Below are 17,271 nucleotides of genomic sequence, written 5' to 3' on the forward strand. Positions count from 1 at the left end.
ACCGCCCGCTTCGACGGGCGGTTTTTTATTGTGCAAACCGCTGTGGCGCGACGCGCGAACACTGCACAATAGAAGCGTTTCTCGACGTTTCGCACAGCGCGCGGCGCCGTCTGCAGTGCTCTATAATGTCTCGGTTATTATCGGGGGCGATGAGCCGGCTCGCCGTGCTTCACAGGTCTCCTTCGCCTAACGCCGTCCTTTTTGACCGACATGGAAAATCAGTCCGCCGCGAGGAGATCCCAGGCCGCCCCTATGCCTGCCAACATGAATCGCCTAGCCAAAATCCTGCCTCTGGAGAATGTCGTCATCGACCTCTCCGTCACCAGCAAGAAACGCGTCTTCGAACAAGCCGGCCTGATCTTCGAGAATCAGAACGGCATCGCCCGCAGCACCGTCACCGATAATCTGTTCGCGCGCGAGCGTCTCGGCTCGACGGGTCTCGGCGAAGGGGTCGCCATTCCGCACGGCCGGATCAAGGGGCTCAAGCACCCGCTCGCCGCGTTCGTGCGGCTCGCCGAGCCGATCCCGTTCGAGGCGCCGGACGGCCAGCCCGTCTCGCTGCTGATCTTCCTGCTCGTGCCGGAACAGGCGACGCAGCAGCACCTCGAAATCCTCTCCGAAATCGCCCAACTGCTGTCCGATCGCGACACCCGCGAGCGTCTGCACACCGAAACGGACCGCGACGAGTTGCATGGACTCCTGACTCAGTGGCAACCTTAAGCTGATCGGGGCGGTTCGTTCCCCATTGCGTCGCGGCCCGCGCCGCCGAGCCGAGCCGCCCGCCGCCGGGCCGGAGCCGCAACCTTCGTTGCAGCGTCCGGGCGCCGGCTCCTTGGAGTAACGGACTCATGGATACGTCCAGCATCAACGCCCAGAGCATCTTCGACGACAACGCGGCCATGCTGAAGCTCAGCTGGCTGACGGGGCATGAAGGCTGGGAACGCGGGTTTTCCGCCGACACGGTCGCGAATGCGACGTCGAGCGCCGACCTCGTCGGCCACTTGAACCTGATCCACCCGAACCGGATCCAGGTGCTCGGCGAAGCCGAGATCGACTACTACCAGCGCCAAACCGACGAAGATCGCTCGCGCCACATGGCCGAGCTGATCGCACTCGAGCCGCCGTTCCTGGTGGTCGCAGGCGGCGCCGCCGCGCCGCCCGAGCTCGTCCTGCGCTGCACGCGCTCGTCGACGCCGCTCTTCACGACGCCGATGTCGGCCGCCGCGGTGATCGACAGCCTGCGCCTCTACATGTCGCGGATCCTCGCGCCGCGCGCGACGTTGCACGGCGTGTTCCTCGACATTCTCGGAATGGGCGTGCTGCTGACGGGCGATTCGGGCCTCGGCAAGAGCGAGCTCGGCCTCGAGCTGATCAGCCGCGGCCACGGGCTCGTCGCCGACGACGCTGTCGATTTCGTCAGACTTGGCCCCGATTTCGTCGAAGGGCGCTGCCCGCCGCTCCTGCAGAACCTGCTCGAAGTGCGCGGCCTCGGCCTTCTCGACATCAAGACGATCTTCGGCGAGACCGCGGTCCGCCGGAAGATGAAGCTGAAGCTGATCGTCCAGCTCGTGCGGCGGCCGGACGGCGAATTCCAGCGGCTGCCGCTCGAAAGCCAGACGGTCGACGTGCTGGGTCTGCCGATCAGCAAGGTCACGATCCAGGTCGCGGCGGGCCGCAACCTTGCGGTGCTCGTCGAGGCGGCGGTGCGCAACACGATCCTGCAACTGCGCGGCATCGACACGCTGCGCGACTTCATGGACCGCCAGCGCCTCGCGATGCAGGACCCGGACAGCCAGTTCCCCGGCAAGCTCGTGTAACTCGCGCCGGCTCCCGCCGCCACGCTGGCGCAATGAGCCGGTGCTATGATGAAACGTCAGGATTTTCTCTTTCCATGCGCATTGTCCTCATCACCGGCATCTCCGGCTCCGGCAAGTCCGTCGCGCTGAACGCGCTCGAGGACGCAGGCTACTATTGCGTCGACAACCTGCCGCCCCACGTGCTGCCCGAGCTCGCCCACTACCTTGCCGCCGAAGGCCAGAACCGGCTCGCCGTCGCGATCGACGCGCGCTCGAGCGCCTCGCTCGACGAAATGCCGGGCCTCATCCGCGCGCTGTCGCGCGAGCACGACGTGCGCGTGCTGTTCCTGAACGCGAGCACGCAGGCCCTGATCCAGCGCTTCTCCGAAACGCGCCGCCGCCATCCGCTGTCGGGCTCGCCGTCGCACGACGCGGACGTCGGCCTGCTCGTGTCGCTCGAAGAGGCGATCGAGCGCGAGCGCGACCTCGTCGCGCCGCTCGCCGAATTCGGTCATCAGATCGACACGAGCAACCTGCGCGCGAACGTGCTGCGCACGTGGGTCAAGCGCTTCATCGAGCAGAAGAACGACGATCTCGTGCTGATGTTCGAATCGTTCGGCTTCAAGCGCGGCGTGCCGCTCGACGCCGATTTCATGTTCGACGTGCGCGCGCTGCCGAACCCGTATTACGACCACGAGCTGCGCCCGCTCACCGGGCTCGACCAGCCGGTCGTCGCGTTTCTCGACGCGCTGCCCGTCGTCCATCAGATGCTGGACGACATCGAATCGTTTCTCACCAAATGGCTGCCGCATTTCCGCGAAGACAATCGCAGCTACCTGACGGTCGCGATCGGCTGCACGGGCGGCCAGCATCGATCGGTGTTTCTCGCGGAGACGCTTGCCGCGCGTCTTTCGCGGCAGGCCAACGTGATCGTGCGGCATCGTGACGCGCCCGTCGCCGTGGACGCGTCGTCGCGGCTGGTGACCTAGCGCCGCTCACTTTTCCCGTCCCCGCCATGTCCTCTCTGTCGACCACGCTCATCGATTTGCCGCTCTTTCCACTGCATACGGTGTTGTTTCCGGGCGGACTCTTGCCTCTGAAAGTCTTCGAGGCGCGCTATCTGGACATGGCGCGCGCGTGCCTGCGCGACGACTCGCCGTTCGGCGTGTGCCTGCTGAAGAGCGGCCCCGAAGTCGCTCAGGAAGATGAAGTATCGGTGCCCGAGACGATCGGCTGCATGGCGCGGATCGTCGAGTGCGACACCGGCGAATTCGGCATGCTGTTCCTGCGCACGATCGGCACACAGCGCTTCGAGCTGCTGTCGCATCGGGTCGAAGCGAACGGCCTGCTCGTCGGCATCGCCGAGCCGATGCAGGACGACATCCCGCTCGAAGGCGATGAAGCGCTCGCGCAATTCGGCGCGTGCGCGGAGGCGCTCGACCGGATCGTCGACGTGCTGCGCAAATCCGAAGCCGAGTTGCCGTTCGCGGAGCCGTTCCGCTTCGAAGACCCGACATGGGTGTCGAATCGGCTCGCCGAAGTGCTGCCGCTCGATCTGCGCGCGCGGCAGAAGCTGATGGAGTTTCCCGACGTCGGCGCACGGATCGACGCGGTTCATCGGGAATTGAATCGTCACGGATGGCTGTAGGCGCGAGGCGTCGTTCGATCGCCGGGGCTTTGAGACAGGACAGCCGGAACTGCTCGGCGTTTTTGGGTATGAGCCGCACTCGGCCGGATCCTTGGCCAGCGACAGGCAGCACATTCGTACGCGACGATCCGTGCTACCGCCCCGAACATCGCTTCATGACGAAGGCTCGTCGGCCACAACCCGCTGCCCTTTCGCAGCGCGCCTTCGATGCCGCGCGCCGTCGCCGCACGGCTCGCCGGCGCGCGCATCATCCGGCCTTTGACCGACCACCCAGCCTACAGCAAAGACCCGCTCAGCCCGTCGAGCAGCTTACGCACGGGCGCCGGCACGCCGTATGCGTCGAGCTTGTCGAGCGCGACCCATGCGGCCTCGTCGTCGGCGGCCGGCAACACGCCGCCCGCCGCGCTGTCGAGCTCGGCAAGCCGCGGCTCGATCTCGAGCCTGAAGTGCGTGAACGTATGCGTGAGCGGCGCGAGCGGCGCGAGCTCCGCGCCACCGAACTCGCGCGCGCGCAGCGCGAGCGCGGCATCGCCGTCCGCTTCGGGCAGGCTCCACAAGCCGCCCCAGATGCCCGTGGGCGGACGCCGCAGTAACAGCACCGCGTCGCCGTCGCGCAGCACGAGCATCCATGTGCGGCGCGTCGGCACCGCCTTTTTCGGACGCGCGGCGGGCAGCTCGCGCTGCCGCCCGCTCTGCTCGGCCACGCAGTCGCCCGCGAACGGGCAGCGCGCGCAATCGGGCCTGCCGCGCGCACAGAGCGTCGCGCCGAGATCCATCAAGCCCTGCGTGTACGCGGTGACGTCGGCCGGCTCGCCCGCATCGGGCAGCAGCGCCTCGGCGAGGGCCCACATCTCGTTCTCGACACGCTTGTCGCCCGGAAAACCCTCGACGCCGAACACGCGCGCGAGCACCCGCTTCACGTTGCCGTCGAGGATCGTCGCGCGCGCACCGAACGCGAACGACGCGATCGCCGCGGCCGTCGACCGGCCGATGCCCGGCAGCTCGGCGAGCGCTTCGGGCGACGCCGGGAACGCGCCGCCGTGCAGCTCGACGACCGCCTGCGCGCAGCGATGCAGATTGCGCGCACGCGAGTAGTAGCCGAGCCCGGCCCACAGCGCCATCACGTCGTCGATCGGCGCGGCCGCGAGCGCGGCGACGTCCGGATAGCGCTCGAGAAAGCGCATGTAATACGGCACGACGGTCGATACCTGCGTCTGCTGCAGCATGATCTCCGACAGCCAGATCCGATACGGATCGCGGGTGTTCTGCCACGGCAGGTCGTGGCGGCCGTGCTTGCGCTGCCACGCGATCAGCGTCGGCGCGAAGGCGGTGTGAAGCGGCGTGATGACAGGCGGTGCGAGGGGGATGCGGGGCGGTTTCAAGATTTCAACGCTGGCAATTCGGACAAAAATAGGTGGACCGCTGGCCTTGGACGATCTGGCGGATCGGCGTGCCGCAGACTCGGCACGGCTCGCCCGCGCGATCGTAGACGGAACAATCGAGCTGGAAATAGCCACTCTCGCCGTTGCTGCCGACGAAGTCGCGCAGCGTGCTGCCGCCGCGCTCGATCGCATCGGCGAGCGTCGCGCGCACGGCTTCGGCGAGGCGCTCGCAGCGCGGCAGCGACACGCGCCCCGCCGCGGTGGTCGGCCGGATGCCGGCGCGAAAGAGGCTCTCGGACGCGTAGATGTTGCCCACGCCGACGACGATGTCGCCCGAGAGCAGCGCCTGTTTGACCGACACTGTGCGTCCGCGCGTGCGCTTGAAGAGGAGCGCACCCGTGAACGCGGGCGAGAACGGCTCGACGCCGAGGCTCGCGAGAAGCGGATGCGCCTGCACGTCGCCCGCGTCGCGCGGATGCCAGAGCACCGCGCCGAAGCGGCGCGGATCGCGAAAGCGCAGCACGAACTCGTCGAAGATCCAGTCGACGTGATCGTGCTTCGCGGGCGCGGGCGGCAGCGCGTCGTTCGGCAGCACGCGCAGCGTGCCCGTCATCCCGAGATGGACGATGAACCATCCGGCATCGACTTCGAACAGCAGGTACTTGCCGCGCCGCTCGACGTTCAGCACCTCGCGCGCCCTCAGCAATTCGGCGAAGCCGGCGGGCACGGGCCAGCGCAGCATCGCGGTGCGCACGTCGACGCGCTTCACGCGCCGCCCGGCGACGAACGGCTCGATGCCGCGGCGCGTAACCTCGACTTCCGGCAACTCTGGCATGTTTTACGGGTCTCTAATCTGGCTAATGGCGATTGTGCGCGTATTGTAGCGAGCGCGTTACAATCGGCTGAAACATCGAACGGATTTCCATGACTTTGTCCTCGAAGCTGTCCCAGAAGCGCCCAGCCGCGACGCGCGGCCCGCGCGCCGTCCCGGTGCGCCGCGCGATCGGCGCCGCGCTCGTCGCGGCGTGGACGTTCGCCGCGTTCCCCGCACACGCGCAAGACGATGCAGGCGGCGACGCCCCTCAGGCCACGTTCGCGCCGACGCTGCCAGAAGAGCAGAAGGATCTGCCGAACGTCGCGCTGACGAGCCAGATCGTCTATCAGGTGCTCGCGGCCGAAGTCGCGCTGCAACGCAATCTCCCGGCACCCGCCTACCAGACCTACCTCGCGCTCGCGCGCGACACCCGCGATCCGCGGATGGCGCAGCGGGCGACCGAGATCGCGCTCGCCGCACAGAGTCCGGCCGATGCGCTGACCGCCGCGAATCTGTGGCGCGAGTATTCGCCGAGCTCGCCCCGCGCCGCGCAGGTCGACGCCGCGCTGCTCGTGCTCGGCGGCAAGCCGGCCGACGCGCAGCCGATGCTCGCGCGGAAGCTCGCGCGCGCGACGGGCGAGAACCGCGGCGAAGCGATCATCGCGCTGCAGGCGCTGCTCTCGCGCGGCCCGAATCGCGTCGGCGGCCTGACCGTGCTGCAGGATCTGCTGAAGAACGACATGAACCGGCCCGAGGCGCGGCTCGCGATCGCGCGCCAGCAGCTCGCGACCGACGACAAGGACGGCGCGACGCAGTCGCTGAAGGAAGCGCTGCGGATCAAGCCCGATTACCTGCCGGCCGCGCTGATGCTATCGCAGATGGGACCGAACGAGCGCGCGGCCGGGGTAGTGTCGTTCGAGAAGTTCGTCCAGCAGAATCCGAAATCGCGCGACGGGCGCCTCGCGCTCGCGCAGCTCTATCTCGCCGACGACCGCCTCGACGACGCGCAGAAGCAGTTCGAGGCGATGCGCCGGAACGATTCGAGCGACCCGACGCCGCTGATGGCGCTCGCGCTCATCAAGATCCAGCAGAAGCACCTCGACGACGCGAGCACGTACCTGAAGCAGTACGTGAAGGTCGCTCAGAAGAAGCCGGGCGCGGACGTCGGCCAGGCTTACGTCTATCTCGCGCAGATCGCGCTCGACCAGAACAACGAGACGCTCGCCGCGCAATGGCTCGACAAGGTCGACGAATCGAGCCAGCAATACGTGCCCGCGCAGGTCACGCGCGCGCAACTGCTGCAGAAGCAGGGCAAGGCCGAAGAAGCGCGCAAGCTGCTCGCGAACCTGCAGGTGTCCGACCCGCGCGACGCCGCGGTGATCGCGCGCACCGACGCGTCGATCCTCTTCACGTCGAAGCGCTACAAGGAAGCCGCGGACCGGCTCGCGCAGGCGGTCGAGGATTTCCCGGACGATCCCGATCTGCGCTACGACTACGCGATGGCGAGCGAGAAGATCGGCCAGTACACGACGATGGAGCAACAGCTGCGTCTGCTGATGCGCGCGCAGCCGGATAATCCGCAGGCATACAACGCGCTCGGCTATTCGCTCGCCGATCGCAACCTGCGCCTTCAGGAAGCGGACACGCTGATCGAGAAAGCCAGCTCGCTTGCGCCGAACGACGCGTTCATCATGGACAGCCTCGGCTGGGTCAAGTACCGCCTCGGCGACATGACGGGCGCCGCGAAGATCCTGAAGCGCGCGTACGACCTGCAGCCGAACGCGGAGATCGGCGCGCATCTCGGCGAAGTGCTATGGAAGGCCGGCGCGCAGGACGAAGCGCGCGCCACGTGGCGCGCCGCGCAGAAGCTCGAGCCCGACAACGACACGCTCGTGCAGACGCTCAAGCGCTTTCAGGTGAACGGACTTTGATGACGATGCCGCGTTTCGCCCGGCCGCGCGCGCACGCCGCGCGCGGCTTCGCCCTCGCTGCGGCGGCCGCTGCCGCCGTCGCGCTCGCCGGCTGTGCGACCCAGCCCAAGCGCGCGCCCGTCACCGCCCCGAACGCGCTGCAGACCGAGCAGAATCGCGCGTATACGGGCCGCTTCGCGGTCCAGTACCAGGACCAGCTCGGCAATCCGCGCAACGTCTACGGCAATTTCGATTGGCAGGAACAGGGCACGAACGTGTCGCTCGAACTGCGCAGTCCGCTCGGCCAGACGCTCGCGATCGTGAAGTCGGCGCCGAACGGCGCATCGCTCGAACTGCCGAACCGTCAGCCGCAGTACGCGCCCGACGTCGGCGAGCTGATGCAGCGGGCGCTCGGCTTCGCGCTGCCGCTCGACGGCCTGCGCTACTGGCTGCTGCCGACGCCCGCGCCCACGACGCCCGCGGCCACGGTGCGCGATCCGCAGGACGGCACGCGGATCAAGGAAATCCGTCAGGACGGCTGGACCATCGATTACGTCTCGTACGCCGACGCGCCCGCCGCCGGCGTGAAGCGCATCAACCTGGCGCGGCAGACGCCGCCGCTCGACATCAAGCTCGTGCTCGACCGCTGATCGCGTGCTTTTCTCCGACAAAGCTATTCGCATGACCGATACGACCCGCTCGCTGCGCGACTGCCTCGCCCCGGCGAAACTGAACCTGTTCCTGCACATCACGGGCCGCCGCCCGGACGGCTATCACGAGCTGCAAAGCGTGTTCCAGCTGCTCGATTGGGGCGATACGCTGCATTTCACGCTGCGCGACGACGGCAAGGTGTCGCGCAGGACCGACGTGCCGGGCGTGCCGGAAGAAACCGATCTCGTCGTACGCGCGGCCTCGCTGCTGAAGGCGCACACGGGCACGGAAGCCGGGGTCGACATCGAAATCGACAAGCGCCTGCCGATGGGCGCGGGCCTCGGCGGCGGCAGCTCGGACGCGGCGACGACGCTGCTCGCGCTCAACCGCCTGTGGAAACTCGATTTGCCGCGTGAAGAACTGCAAGCGCTCGCGATAAAGCTCGGCGCCGACGTGCCCTTCTTCGTGTTCGGAAAAAATGCGTTCGCAGAGGGTATCGGAGAAGCGTTGCAGCAGGTACAATTACCGGTTCGTTGGTTCCTGGTTGTGACGCCACGGGTTCATGTTCCGACCGCAGCGATTTTCTCCGATAAATCGTTGACAAGGGATTCAAAGCCCATCACAATTACGGACTTTCTTGCACAGCAAAGCTGCGACGCAGGATGGCCAGACAGCTTCGGCCGGAATGACATGCAGCAAGTTGTGACAGGCAAGTACGCGGAAGTTGCAAAGGTGGTCGAATGGTTTTACAATCTGACCCCCGCGCGGATGACCGGCTCTGGAGCTAGCGTGTTTGCGGCGTTCACGAGCAAGGTTGAGGCAGAAGCGGCGCAAGCCCAACTGCCGGCCGGCTGGAACAGCGCAGTTACCGAGAGCTTGAGTGAGCATCCACTCTTCGCTTTCGCGTCATAGAGTTTTGCGCCATCGGATGGCCTACACTTCCGGTGGAGCTCAGAGTTAAGTGTAGGGGAGTCGCCAAGTTGGTCAAGGCACCGGATTTTGATTCCGGCATGCGAGGGTTCGAGTCCTTCCTCCCCTGCCAAAATTTCTTTCCCGCATTTCCCGCCTAAGCCTGAAGCAGGTGTACGATGAGCAGCCATGACGGCCTGATGGTTTTTACTGGCAACGCCAATCCCGCGCTTGCTCAGGAAGTCGTCAAAATTCTTGGTATTCCCCTCGGCAAAGCGATGGTCAGCCGTTTCTCCGACGGCGAGATCCAGGTCGAAATCCAGGAAAACGTGCGCGGCAAGGACGTCTTCGTCCTGCAATCCACGTGCGCGCCGACGAACGATAACCTGATGGAACTGATGATCATGGTCGATGCGCTGAAGCGCGCATCCGCAGGCCGGATCACCGCCGCCATCCCCTACTTCGGCTATGCGCGCCAGGATCGCCGTCCGCGTTCGGCGCGCGTCGCGATTTCCGCGAAGGTCGTCGCGAACATGCTGGAAATCGCCGGCGTCGAGCGGATCATCACGATGGATCTGCACGCCGACCAGATTCAAGGCTTCTTCGACATTCCCGTCGACAACATCTACGCGACGCCGATCCTGCTGGGCGACCTGCGCAAGCAGAACTACCAGGATCTGCTCGTCGTGTCGCCGGACGTCGGCGGCGTCGTGCGCGCCCGCGCGCTCGCGAAGCAGTTGAACTGCGACCTCGCGATCATCGACAAGCGTCGTCCGAAGGCGAACGTCGCCGAAGTGATGAACATCATCGGTGAAGTCGAAGGCCGCACTTGCGTGATCATGGACGACATGGTCGACACGGCGGGCACGCTCTGCAAGGCCGCGCAAGTGCTGAAGGAGCGCGGCGCGAAGCAGGTGTTCGCATACGCGACGCACCCGGTGCTGTCGGGCGGCGCGGGCGACCGGATCGCCGCTTCGGCGCTCGACGAGCTCGTCGTCACCGACACGATTCCGCTGTCCGCCGAATCGCTCGCGTGCCCGAAGATCCGCGCGCTGTCGAGCGCGGGCCTTTTGGCCGAAACGTTCTCGCGGATCCGCCGCGGCGATTCGGTGATGTCGCTGTTCGCGGAATCCTGAAGCGAACCGCAGCTGAAATTGTTTAGCGCAAAAAGCGAAGCGACGAGCTTCGCTTTTTGCACAATCGGCCGGGACCGACGAACCCCCGGCCATTCGATCGGGGGCCTCATGCAGTCGCGGGGCCCCGTTTTACTGCCTGGTCGCGGGCAGCAAATGGAGAAACACATGAAAGTCGTCGCTTTCGAGCGCCAACAGCAAGGTACGGGTGCGAGCCGCCGCCTGCGCAACGCCGGTAAGACCACGGGTATCGTGTATGGTGGTGAAGCAGCCCCGCAAATGATCGAACTCGATCACAACGCCCTGTGGCACGCGCTGAAGAAGGAAGCCTTCCACTCGTCGATCCTCGATCTCGAAGTGGCCGGCCAGTCGCAACAGGTTTTGCTGCGCGACGTGCAATACCATCCGTTCAAGCAGCTCGTGCTGCACGTGGACTTCCAGCGCGTCGACGCGAAGAAGAAGCTGCACACGAAGGTGCCGCTGCACTTCCTGAACGCTGAAGTCAGCCCGGCCGTGAAGCTGTCGAGCGCAGTCGTGTCGCACGTCGCGACCGAAATCGAAGTCGAGTGCCTGCCGGCCGCTCTGCCGGAATTCCTCGAAGTCGATCTGTCGAAGATCGAAGCAGGCCAATCGCTGCATGCGAAGGACATCGCGCTGCCGAAGGGCGTCGCGCTGGTCGCGCACGTCGACGCCGAAAACCCGGTGGTCGCTTCGGCGACGATCCCGGCCGGCGCCGTGTCGGAAGAAGCGGCTGCGGGCGAAGGCGAAACGCCGGCTGCCTAAACGCCCTTCGGACCGTTTCGCACGACGGTCGACGACCCGCCGAGGCTTGCCCGGCGGGTTTTTTCATTTTTGCAGCCCGCGAGGGCAAGCCCTGACGGGCAAGCGTTCATCATGATCAAACTGATCGTCGGCCTCGGCAACCCCGGGGCGGAATACACCGCGACGCGCCACAACGCAGGCTTCTGGCTCGTCGACCAGCTCGCGCGCGAAGCCGGCGCGACGCTGCGCGACGAGCGGCGCTTCCACGGCTTCTACGCGAAGGCGCGCCTTCACGGCGAGGAAGTCCATCTGCTCGAGCCGCAAACGTACATGAATCGCTCCGGCCAATCGGTCGTCGCGCTCGCGCATTTCTTCAAGATCCTGCCGGACGAGATCCTCGTCGCGCACGACGAGCTCGACCTGCCGCCCGGCGCGGTCAAGCTGAAATTGGGCGGCGGCAGCGGCGGCCACAACGGCCTCAAGGACATCTCCGCGCACTTATCGTCGCAGCAGTACTGGCGGCTGCGGATCGGCATCGGCCATCCGCGCGACCTGATTCCCGAAAGCGCGCGCGCGGGCGCGAAGCCCGACGTCGCGAACTTCGTGCTGAAGCCGCCGCGCAAGGAAGAGCAGGACGTGATCGACGTCGCGATCGAGCGCGCGCTCGCCGTGATGTCGACCGTCGTCAAGGGCGAGACCGAGCGCGCGATGATGCAGCTGCATCGCAACGGCGCGTAAGCCGGGCGCCTTTCCCGCCGCCGCTTGCCGTGCACTCGGGGCGGCGCACATCGGTTAAGCTCGTCCTTTTACTGCTTCTTTTACCGCATCAGGAGCCACGTGGTGAGCCGTTACTGGAGCGACATCGTCCATCAACTCGAGCCGTACGTGCCGGGCGAGCAGCCGGCGCTCGCGCATCCCGTCAAGCTGAACACGAACGAGAATCCGTATCCGCCGTCGCCGCGCGCGATCGACGCGATCCGGCGCGAGCTCGGCGACGCGGGCGAGGCGCTGCGCCGCTATCCGGACCCCGTCGCGCGCAAGCTGCGCGAGACGGTCGCCGCGCATCACGGCATCGCGCCCGAGCAGGTGTTCGTCGGCAACGGCTCCGACGAAGTGCTCGCGCACATATTCCAGGCGCTCTTGCAGCACGACCGGCCGCTGCGCTTTCCGGACATCACGTACAGCTTCTATCCGACCTATGCGCGGCTCTATCGCGTCGCATACGAGACGGTGCCGCTCGCCGACGACTTCTCGATCGACATCGACGACTATCTCGACGACACCGGCTGCGTGCTGTTCTCGAACCCGAACGCGCCGACGGGCCGCGCGCTGCCGCTCGCGGACGTCGAGCGGATCGTCGCCGCGAATCCGAGCTCGGTCGTCGTGATCGACGAGGCGTATGTCGATTTCGGCGCGGAGTCGGCGGTGTCGCTGATCTCGCGCTATCCGAACCTGCTCGTCGTGCACACCGCATCGAAGGCGCGCTCGCTCGCCGGCATGCGCGTCGGCTTCGCGTTCGGCGATGCGGCGCTGATCGACGCGCTCACGCGCGTGAAGGACAGCTTCAACTCCTACCCGCTCGATCGACTCGCGCAGGTCGCGACGCAGGCGTCGTACGAGGACGACGCCTGGTTCCAGGCGACGCGAAAGCAGGTGATCGCGAGCCGCGAGCGGCTTGTCGGCGCACTGGTCGCGCTCGGCTTCGACGTCGTGCCGTCGGCGGCGAACTTCGTGCTCGCGCGCCATCCTCGCCGCGACGCGGCGACGCTTGCAACGCGGCTGAAGGAGCGGGAGATTTTCGTGCGGCACTTCAAGCTGCCGCGGATCGATCAGCACCTGCGCATCACGGTCGGCACCGACGCGGAGTGCGGCACGCTCGTCGCGGCGCTGCGCGAATTGCTCGCGTAGCGGCCGGCTAGTGCGGATTCACGCGCGAACGCAAGCGAAAACAGGAGCGGCAAGGCGGCGAGCAGGCCGCCGTCGCAAGCAAGCCAGCGGCGACAGGCTCAACCCGCCCGCCGCGACGCATCACACGCCGTCCTTCTCCGCCGCGATCAGCACGCGATACTTCGCCATCAACTGATCCTTCGTCTCGGGACGACTCGGATCCTGCGGAATGCATTCGACGGGACACACCTGCTGGCACTGCGGTTCGTCGAAATGGCCAACGCACTCGGTGCACTTGTTCGGATCGATCACGTAGATTTCCGGGCCCATCGAAATCGCGCCGTTCGGGCACTCAGGCTCGCACACGTCGCAATTGATGCACTCGTCGGTAATCATCAAAGCCATACTGGTCTCACTTCCGCCGGCGCGCGGCCGGCCGCTTCGGGCCGCCTGCCGCGCGCGCGGCGCTCACGCGGACGGCGCCTGGGCCATCGCGGCCACTTTCTCCGTCAGCCACTTTTCGACCGACGGGAACACGAACTTGCTGACGTCGCCGCCCAACTGCGCGATCTCGCGCACGATCGTGCCCGAGATGAACTGATATTGGTCCGACGGCGTCATGAACATGGTCTCGACGTCGGGCAGCAGGTAGCGGTTCATCCCCGCCATCTGGAACTCGTACTCGAAGTCCGACACCGCGCGCAGGCCGCGCACGATCACACGCGCGTCGTTCGCCCGCACGAAATCCTTCAGCAGCCCGGTGAAGCCCATCACCTTCACGTTCGGGTAATGGCCCAGCACCTCGTTCGCAATCTTCAGACGCTCCTCGAGCGAGAAGAACGGCTTTTTCGCGCGGCTGTCGGCGACGCCGACGACCAGCGTATCAAAAATGCTCGACGCGCGCCGCACGAGATCCTCGTGGCCGCGCGTCAGCGGATCGAACGTACCCGGGTACACGGCGACTACCATGTCGCTCCTCCTGTCATCGAGCCAATTGGGGTCAGGGCCAGACGCGTCGCGCGCGGCCACCGACGTGGGCGCACGTCGCGACTGCACGCGGCGCCTCGTTTGGAACGCGCATTATTCATCATTTTCGCGTTGCAGCAAATGATAGTGGACGGCGCCCGCCTTGCCGTGCCGCGTCACTTGCCAGCCGGCGAGCGACGCGTGTTCGGACGGATCGAGCGGCGCGCCCGTCTCGACGTACAGATAGCCGCCCGGCGCGACGAGATTCGGCGCGAGCGCGAGCGCGCGCGTGAAGGCAGCCGCGTCGCCGAACGGCGGATCGACGAACACGACGTCGAACGAGCGCGGCGCGAGGCCCGCCGCGATGCGCAGCGCGTCGGCTTCGGCGATCTCGATCGCGCGCGCCGCGAGCTTGTCCTTCAGCGCGCGCAGCTGCTGCGCGGCGCGCGGATGGCGCTCGACCATCACGACGCTCGCCGCGCCGCGCGACGCCGCCTCGAAGCCGAGCGCGCCGCTGCCCGCGAACAGGTCGAGGCAGCGCCGGCCTTCGAGATCCTGGCCGAGCCAGTTGAAGAGCGTCTCGCGCACGCGGTCGGGCGTCGGACGCAGACCGTCCAGGTCGAGCACCGGAAGCGGCGTGCGCTTCCAGTCGCCGCCGATGATGCGGATCGTGTGCGGCTTGCCGCGGCCGGCCGCTGAGGCTCGCTGCGCCGGCGGCCGCGCCGGAGAGGAACGGGACATACGGAAGAATTCGATACGGAAGCGTTGGAAACGGAATGAACCGGTCGAAAACGGCGCGATGCGCCGCGATGACGCGCACGTTACCACAAGCGGCGCGCATGCTCTGCCGCAGCCACACGGCAAAGCCCGTGCGCCTGATAAAATGCCGGGTTTCCGGTGCGCGGGCGCGCCGCACGCGCGCCGCCAGGCTCTCGCACAGGGCCCGGCCGCTCGGCGCACCCGGCGCCGCGCCCCGCCTCTTCCGCAAGCGAAACCATGTTCAGCTTCTTCAAACGATTCAAGAAAGCGCCCGAAGCCGCACCGGTCGAGCCGCCGCAGCAAGCCCCCGACGCGCAGCAGGACGACGCGGGCAGCCCCGCCGCGCCCGAGACCGCGCGGGTCGATGCGCCTGTCGCACCGGTCGCGCGCGATGAAGCGCCGGCCGTCGCGCCGTCGATCCCCGTCGCGCAGCCGTCCGCCGCTGCAAGCGCGCCCGCGACGCCGCGTGCCGCTCCGTCCGCCACGACGCCGGAACCGCCGGTTCAGCAGCAACCGTCCGCAGAACCCGCGCGGCCGTCCGCCGAGCCCGCGCCTTCCGTCGTGATGACGGTCACGCCGTCCGCGAACGGCCGCAACGAGGTCGTCGAGACGGTCGAGATCGTGCCGCCGCCCGCCCCCGAGCCGGCCGCGAAGAAATCGTGGCTCGCGCGGCTGAAATCCGGCCTCGCGAAGACGAGCTCGAGCATCACGACCGTGTTCGTCAACACGAAGATCGACGAGACGCTCTACGAGGAGCTCGAAACGGCGCTGCTGATGTCCGATGCCGGCGTCGACGCAACCGAACATCTGCTCGACGCACTGCGCGAGAAGGTACGCACGGGCCGCCTCACCGATCCGCAGCAGGTGAAGGACGCGCTGCGCGGCCTGCTCGTCGATCTGCTGAAGCCGCTCGAGAAATCGCTCATGCTCGGACGCGCGCAGCCGCTCGTGATGATGATCGCCGGCGTGAACGGCGCGGGCAAGACGACGAGCATCGGCAAGCTCGCGAAGCATCTGCAAAGCTTCGATCAGTCGGTGCTGCTCGCGGCGGGCGACACGTTCCGCGCGGCCGCGCGCGAGCAGCTCGCGATCTGGGGCGAGCGCAACAACGTGACCGTCGTCCAGCAGGAAAGCGGCGACCCAGCCGCGGTGATCTTCGACGCGGTCAGCGCCGCGCGCGCGCGCAACATCGACGTGATGATGGCCGATACCGCGGGCCGCCTGCCGACGCAGCTGCATCTGATGGAAGAGCTTCGCAAGGTGAAGCGCGTGATCGGCAAGGCGCACGACGGCGCGCCGCACGAGGTGCTGCTCGTGATCGACGCGAATACCGGACAGAACGGGCTTACGCAGGTGAAGGCGTTCGACGATGCGCTCGGCCTCACGGGCCTCATCGTCACGAAGCTCGACGGCACCGCGAAGGGCGGCATCCTCGCCGCGATCGCGCGGCAGCGGCCGATTCCGGTGTACTTCATCGGCGTCGGCGAGAAGGTCGAGGATCTGCAGCCGTTCAGCGCGGAGGAATTCGCGGACGCGCTGCTCGGCTAAGCCGCGCGCGCCGCGATCGATCCGTCGCGATCTTCGCGATTCCGCCATCCCGCAACGAAACGGGCGCCCCGCAAGGCGCCCGTTTTTCATTGGCGCGCGGCCGATGCAACGCTCATTCGGCGTCGGGCTGCGCGGCGGGCGCGGCCGCCTTGAAAGCGTCGAGCGTCATCGCGTGATCGTGGATCCGCTGGATCGTCGGAAACCGCTCGAGGCCGATCGAGAAGCGGTGCGCGTTGAACACCTGCGGGACAATGCAGAGATCGGCGAGCGTCGGCGTATCGCCGAAGCACAGCTTGCCCGTGCGCGGATCGTTCGAAAGACGCGCCTCGAGCGACTTGAAGCCCGCCTCGATCCAATGGCGGTACCACGCATCCTTCGCGTAGTCGTCGACCTTCAGCGTGTGCTTCAAATACTTCAGCACGCGCAGGTTGTTGAGCGGATGGATCTCGCAGGCGACCTGCAACGCGATCGCGCGCACGTACGCGCGGTCGACGAGCGCCTTGGGCAGCAGCGGCACGTCCGGGTACGCTTCTTCCAGATACTCGATGATCGCGAGCGACTGCTGCAGCGCCGATTCGCCGTCGATGAGCGTCGGCACGAGCGCGTCGGGGCTGAGCGCGCGATATTCGTCGGTCAATTGCTGGCCGCCGTCGCGCAGCAGATGCACCGGCACGTAGTCGAACGGCAGCTTCTTCAGATGCAGCGCGATACGCACGCGAAACGCCGCCGAACTGCGGAAATAGCTATATAGCTTCATCAGTGTCCCTCATTGTCTCGATCGTCGACCTTCTCGCCGGCGCCCGCGCGCGGTTCCCGCGATGCGCGCGAAAGCGCGAACCGCGAGACGGGCGTCTGCCCGTCCCGCCGCGCCGAATGCTCCGGTATCGGCCGAAAGTGTAACGCGGCTCGCGCGACGCCGGTTTCGCGCTGCCGATCCGGCGGCACTTTGTCGGTGCAGTACTGTCGCGATGCACGCTTCGCGTGCGAATCCGTTCGTTCGGCGTGCGCCGGCGCACCAAGCGCACGCGCGCGATCCGCGCCCGCCACCCCGCCGTCCTGTTAATTAGCGGCCCAATAAAAAGTGGCATGGCGCTTGCTATTTTTGT

General features: G+C 66.9%; 18 protein-coding genes and 1 tRNA gene. 13 read left to right on the plus strand and 6 right to left on the minus strand.

Features of this window, described 5'->3' with window-relative positions:
• The first annotated feature begins 210 nt into the window (after nucleotides 1–210).
• From ptsN to WS69_RS16390, 4 genes are all read left to right on the plus strand, one after another.
• A complete protein-coding gene (gene ptsN / locus WS69_RS16375; protein WP_059471773.1) occupies nucleotides 211–720 on the plus strand; it encodes a PTS IIA-like nitrogen regulatory protein PtsN in 510 nt (169 codons plus the stop codon).
• Nucleotides 721–848: 128 nt separating this feature from the next.
• Nucleotides 849–1,817, plus strand: coding sequence for an HPr(Ser) kinase/phosphatase (hprK, locus tag WS69_RS16380; RefSeq protein WP_004195225.1), 969 nt, complete (start codon nucleotides 849–851; stop codon nucleotides 1,815–1,817).
• Nucleotides 1,818–1,891: 74 nt separating this feature from the next.
• A complete protein-coding gene (gene rapZ, locus WS69_RS16385) occupies nucleotides 1,892–2,785 on the plus strand; it encodes an RNase adapter RapZ (protein ID WP_059471774.1) in 894 nt (297 codons plus the stop codon).
• Nucleotides 2,786–2,811: 26 nt separating this feature from the next.
• Entirely contained in the window at nucleotides 2,812–3,444 is a 633-nt protein-coding gene (locus WS69_RS16390) for an LON peptidase substrate-binding domain-containing protein (protein ID WP_059471775.1), read from the plus strand.
• Between the two features lie 275 nt (nucleotides 3,445–3,719).
• Here WS69_RS16390 and mutY read toward each other — a convergent pair whose 3' ends face one another.
• Together mutY and mutM are read right to left on the minus strand one after the other, a co-directional pair.
• The gene (gene mutY / locus WS69_RS16395; RefSeq protein WP_059471776.1) at nucleotides 3,720–4,826 is read right to left on the minus strand and encodes an A/G-specific adenine glycosylase; all 1,107 of its coding nucleotides are present in this window, start codon (nucleotides 4,824–4,826) and stop codon (nucleotides 3,720–3,722) included.
• Nucleotides 4,827–4,830: 4 nt separating this feature from the next.
• Entirely contained in the window at nucleotides 4,831–5,661 is an 831-nt protein-coding gene (gene mutM, locus WS69_RS16400) for a bifunctional DNA-formamidopyrimidine glycosylase/DNA-(apurinic or apyrimidinic site) lyase (protein WP_059471777.1), read from the minus strand.
• Between the two features lie 89 nt (nucleotides 5,662–5,750).
• Between mutM and WS69_RS16405 the strand changes: the two genes are divergently transcribed.
• The 8 genes from WS69_RS16405 (at nucleotide 5,751) to hisC (ending at nucleotide 12,913) form a co-directional block, all read left to right on the plus strand.
• A complete protein-coding gene (locus WS69_RS16405) occupies nucleotides 5,751–7,571 on the plus strand; it encodes a tetratricopeptide repeat protein (protein WP_059471778.1) in 1,821 nt (606 codons plus the stop codon).
• On the plus strand, nucleotides 7,568–8,200 hold the full coding sequence (gene lolB, locus WS69_RS16410; RefSeq protein WP_059471779.1) for a lipoprotein insertase outer membrane protein LolB: 633 nt from the start codon (nucleotides 7,568–7,570) through the stop codon (nucleotides 8,198–8,200). Before WS69_RS16405 ends, lolB begins: the two co-directional genes overlap by 4 nt.
• 31 nt (nucleotides 8,201–8,231) lie before the next feature.
• Complete coding sequence (ispE, locus tag WS69_RS16415) at nucleotides 8,232–9,113, plus strand: 4-(cytidine 5'-diphospho)-2-C-methyl-D-erythritol kinase (protein ID WP_059471780.1); 882 nt, start codon at nucleotides 8,232–8,234, stop codon at nucleotides 9,111–9,113.
• A 53-nt stretch (nucleotides 9,114–9,166) separates the two neighbouring features.
• Nucleotides 9,167–9,243, plus strand: a tRNA-Gln gene (locus WS69_RS16420).
• 46 nt (nucleotides 9,244–9,289) lie between these two features.
• A complete protein-coding gene (locus WS69_RS16425) occupies nucleotides 9,290–10,246 on the plus strand; it encodes a ribose-phosphate pyrophosphokinase (protein ID WP_059471781.1) in 957 nt (318 codons plus the stop codon).
• Nucleotides 10,247–10,411: 165 nt separating this feature from the next.
• Complete coding sequence (locus WS69_RS16430) at nucleotides 10,412–11,026, plus strand: 50S ribosomal protein L25/general stress protein Ctc (RefSeq protein WP_059471976.1); 615 nt, start codon at nucleotides 10,412–10,414, stop codon at nucleotides 11,024–11,026.
• 111 nt (nucleotides 11,027–11,137) lie between these two features.
• Nucleotides 11,138–11,743: an aminoacyl-tRNA hydrolase gene (gene pth, locus WS69_RS16435; protein WP_059471782.1), complete on the plus strand. Its 606-nt coding sequence runs from the start codon at nucleotides 11,138–11,140 to the stop codon at nucleotides 11,741–11,743.
• Between the two features lie 102 nt (nucleotides 11,744–11,845).
• Nucleotides 11,846–12,913 carry a histidinol-phosphate transaminase gene (gene hisC / locus WS69_RS16440; RefSeq protein ID WP_059471977.1) on the plus strand — a complete coding sequence of 356 codons (1,068 nt, stop codon included), beginning with the start codon at nucleotides 11,846–11,848 and terminating at the stop codon, nucleotides 12,911–12,913.
• A 120-nt stretch (nucleotides 12,914–13,033) separates the two neighbouring features.
• Here the strand turns inward: hisC and WS69_RS16445 are convergent, their stop codons facing one another.
• The 3 genes from WS69_RS16445 to rsmD form a co-directional block, all read right to left on the minus strand.
• Nucleotides 13,034–13,297 carry a YfhL family 4Fe-4S dicluster ferredoxin gene (locus WS69_RS16445; RefSeq protein WP_059471783.1) on the minus strand — a complete coding sequence of 88 codons (264 nt, stop codon included), beginning with the start codon at nucleotides 13,295–13,297 and terminating at the stop codon, nucleotides 13,034–13,036.
• Nucleotides 13,298–13,360: 63 nt separating this feature from the next.
• Complete coding sequence (gene coaD / locus WS69_RS16450; protein WP_059471784.1) at nucleotides 13,361–13,861, minus strand: pantetheine-phosphate adenylyltransferase; 501 nt, start codon at nucleotides 13,859–13,861, stop codon at nucleotides 13,361–13,363.
• Between the two features lie 111 nt (nucleotides 13,862–13,972).
• Complete coding sequence (rsmD, locus tag WS69_RS16455; RefSeq protein WP_059471785.1) at nucleotides 13,973–14,599, minus strand: 16S rRNA (guanine(966)-N(2))-methyltransferase RsmD; 627 nt, start codon at nucleotides 14,597–14,599, stop codon at nucleotides 13,973–13,975.
• A gap of 255 nt (nucleotides 14,600–14,854) precedes the next feature.
• Between rsmD and ftsY the strand changes: the two genes are divergently transcribed.
• Complete coding sequence (gene ftsY / locus WS69_RS16460) at nucleotides 14,855–16,165, plus strand: signal recognition particle-docking protein FtsY (RefSeq protein WP_059471786.1); 1,311 nt, start codon at nucleotides 14,855–14,857, stop codon at nucleotides 16,163–16,165.
• A 112-nt stretch (nucleotides 16,166–16,277) separates the two neighbouring features.
• On the opposite strand, the gene maiA is transcribed toward ftsY, so the two are convergent.
• Nucleotides 16,278–16,922 (minus strand): maleylacetoacetate isomerase, encoded by a 645-nt coding sequence (maiA, locus tag WS69_RS16465; RefSeq protein ID WP_059471787.1) that lies wholly within the window; start codon nucleotides 16,920–16,922, stop codon nucleotides 16,278–16,280.
• Nucleotides 16,923–17,271: the final 349 nt, after the last annotated feature.

Origin of the sequence: Burkholderia sp. BDU5 (assembly GCF_001522845.1) — a bacterium.
GTDB lineage: Bacteria > Pseudomonadota > Gammaproteobacteria > Burkholderiales > Burkholderiaceae > Burkholderia > Burkholderia mayonis.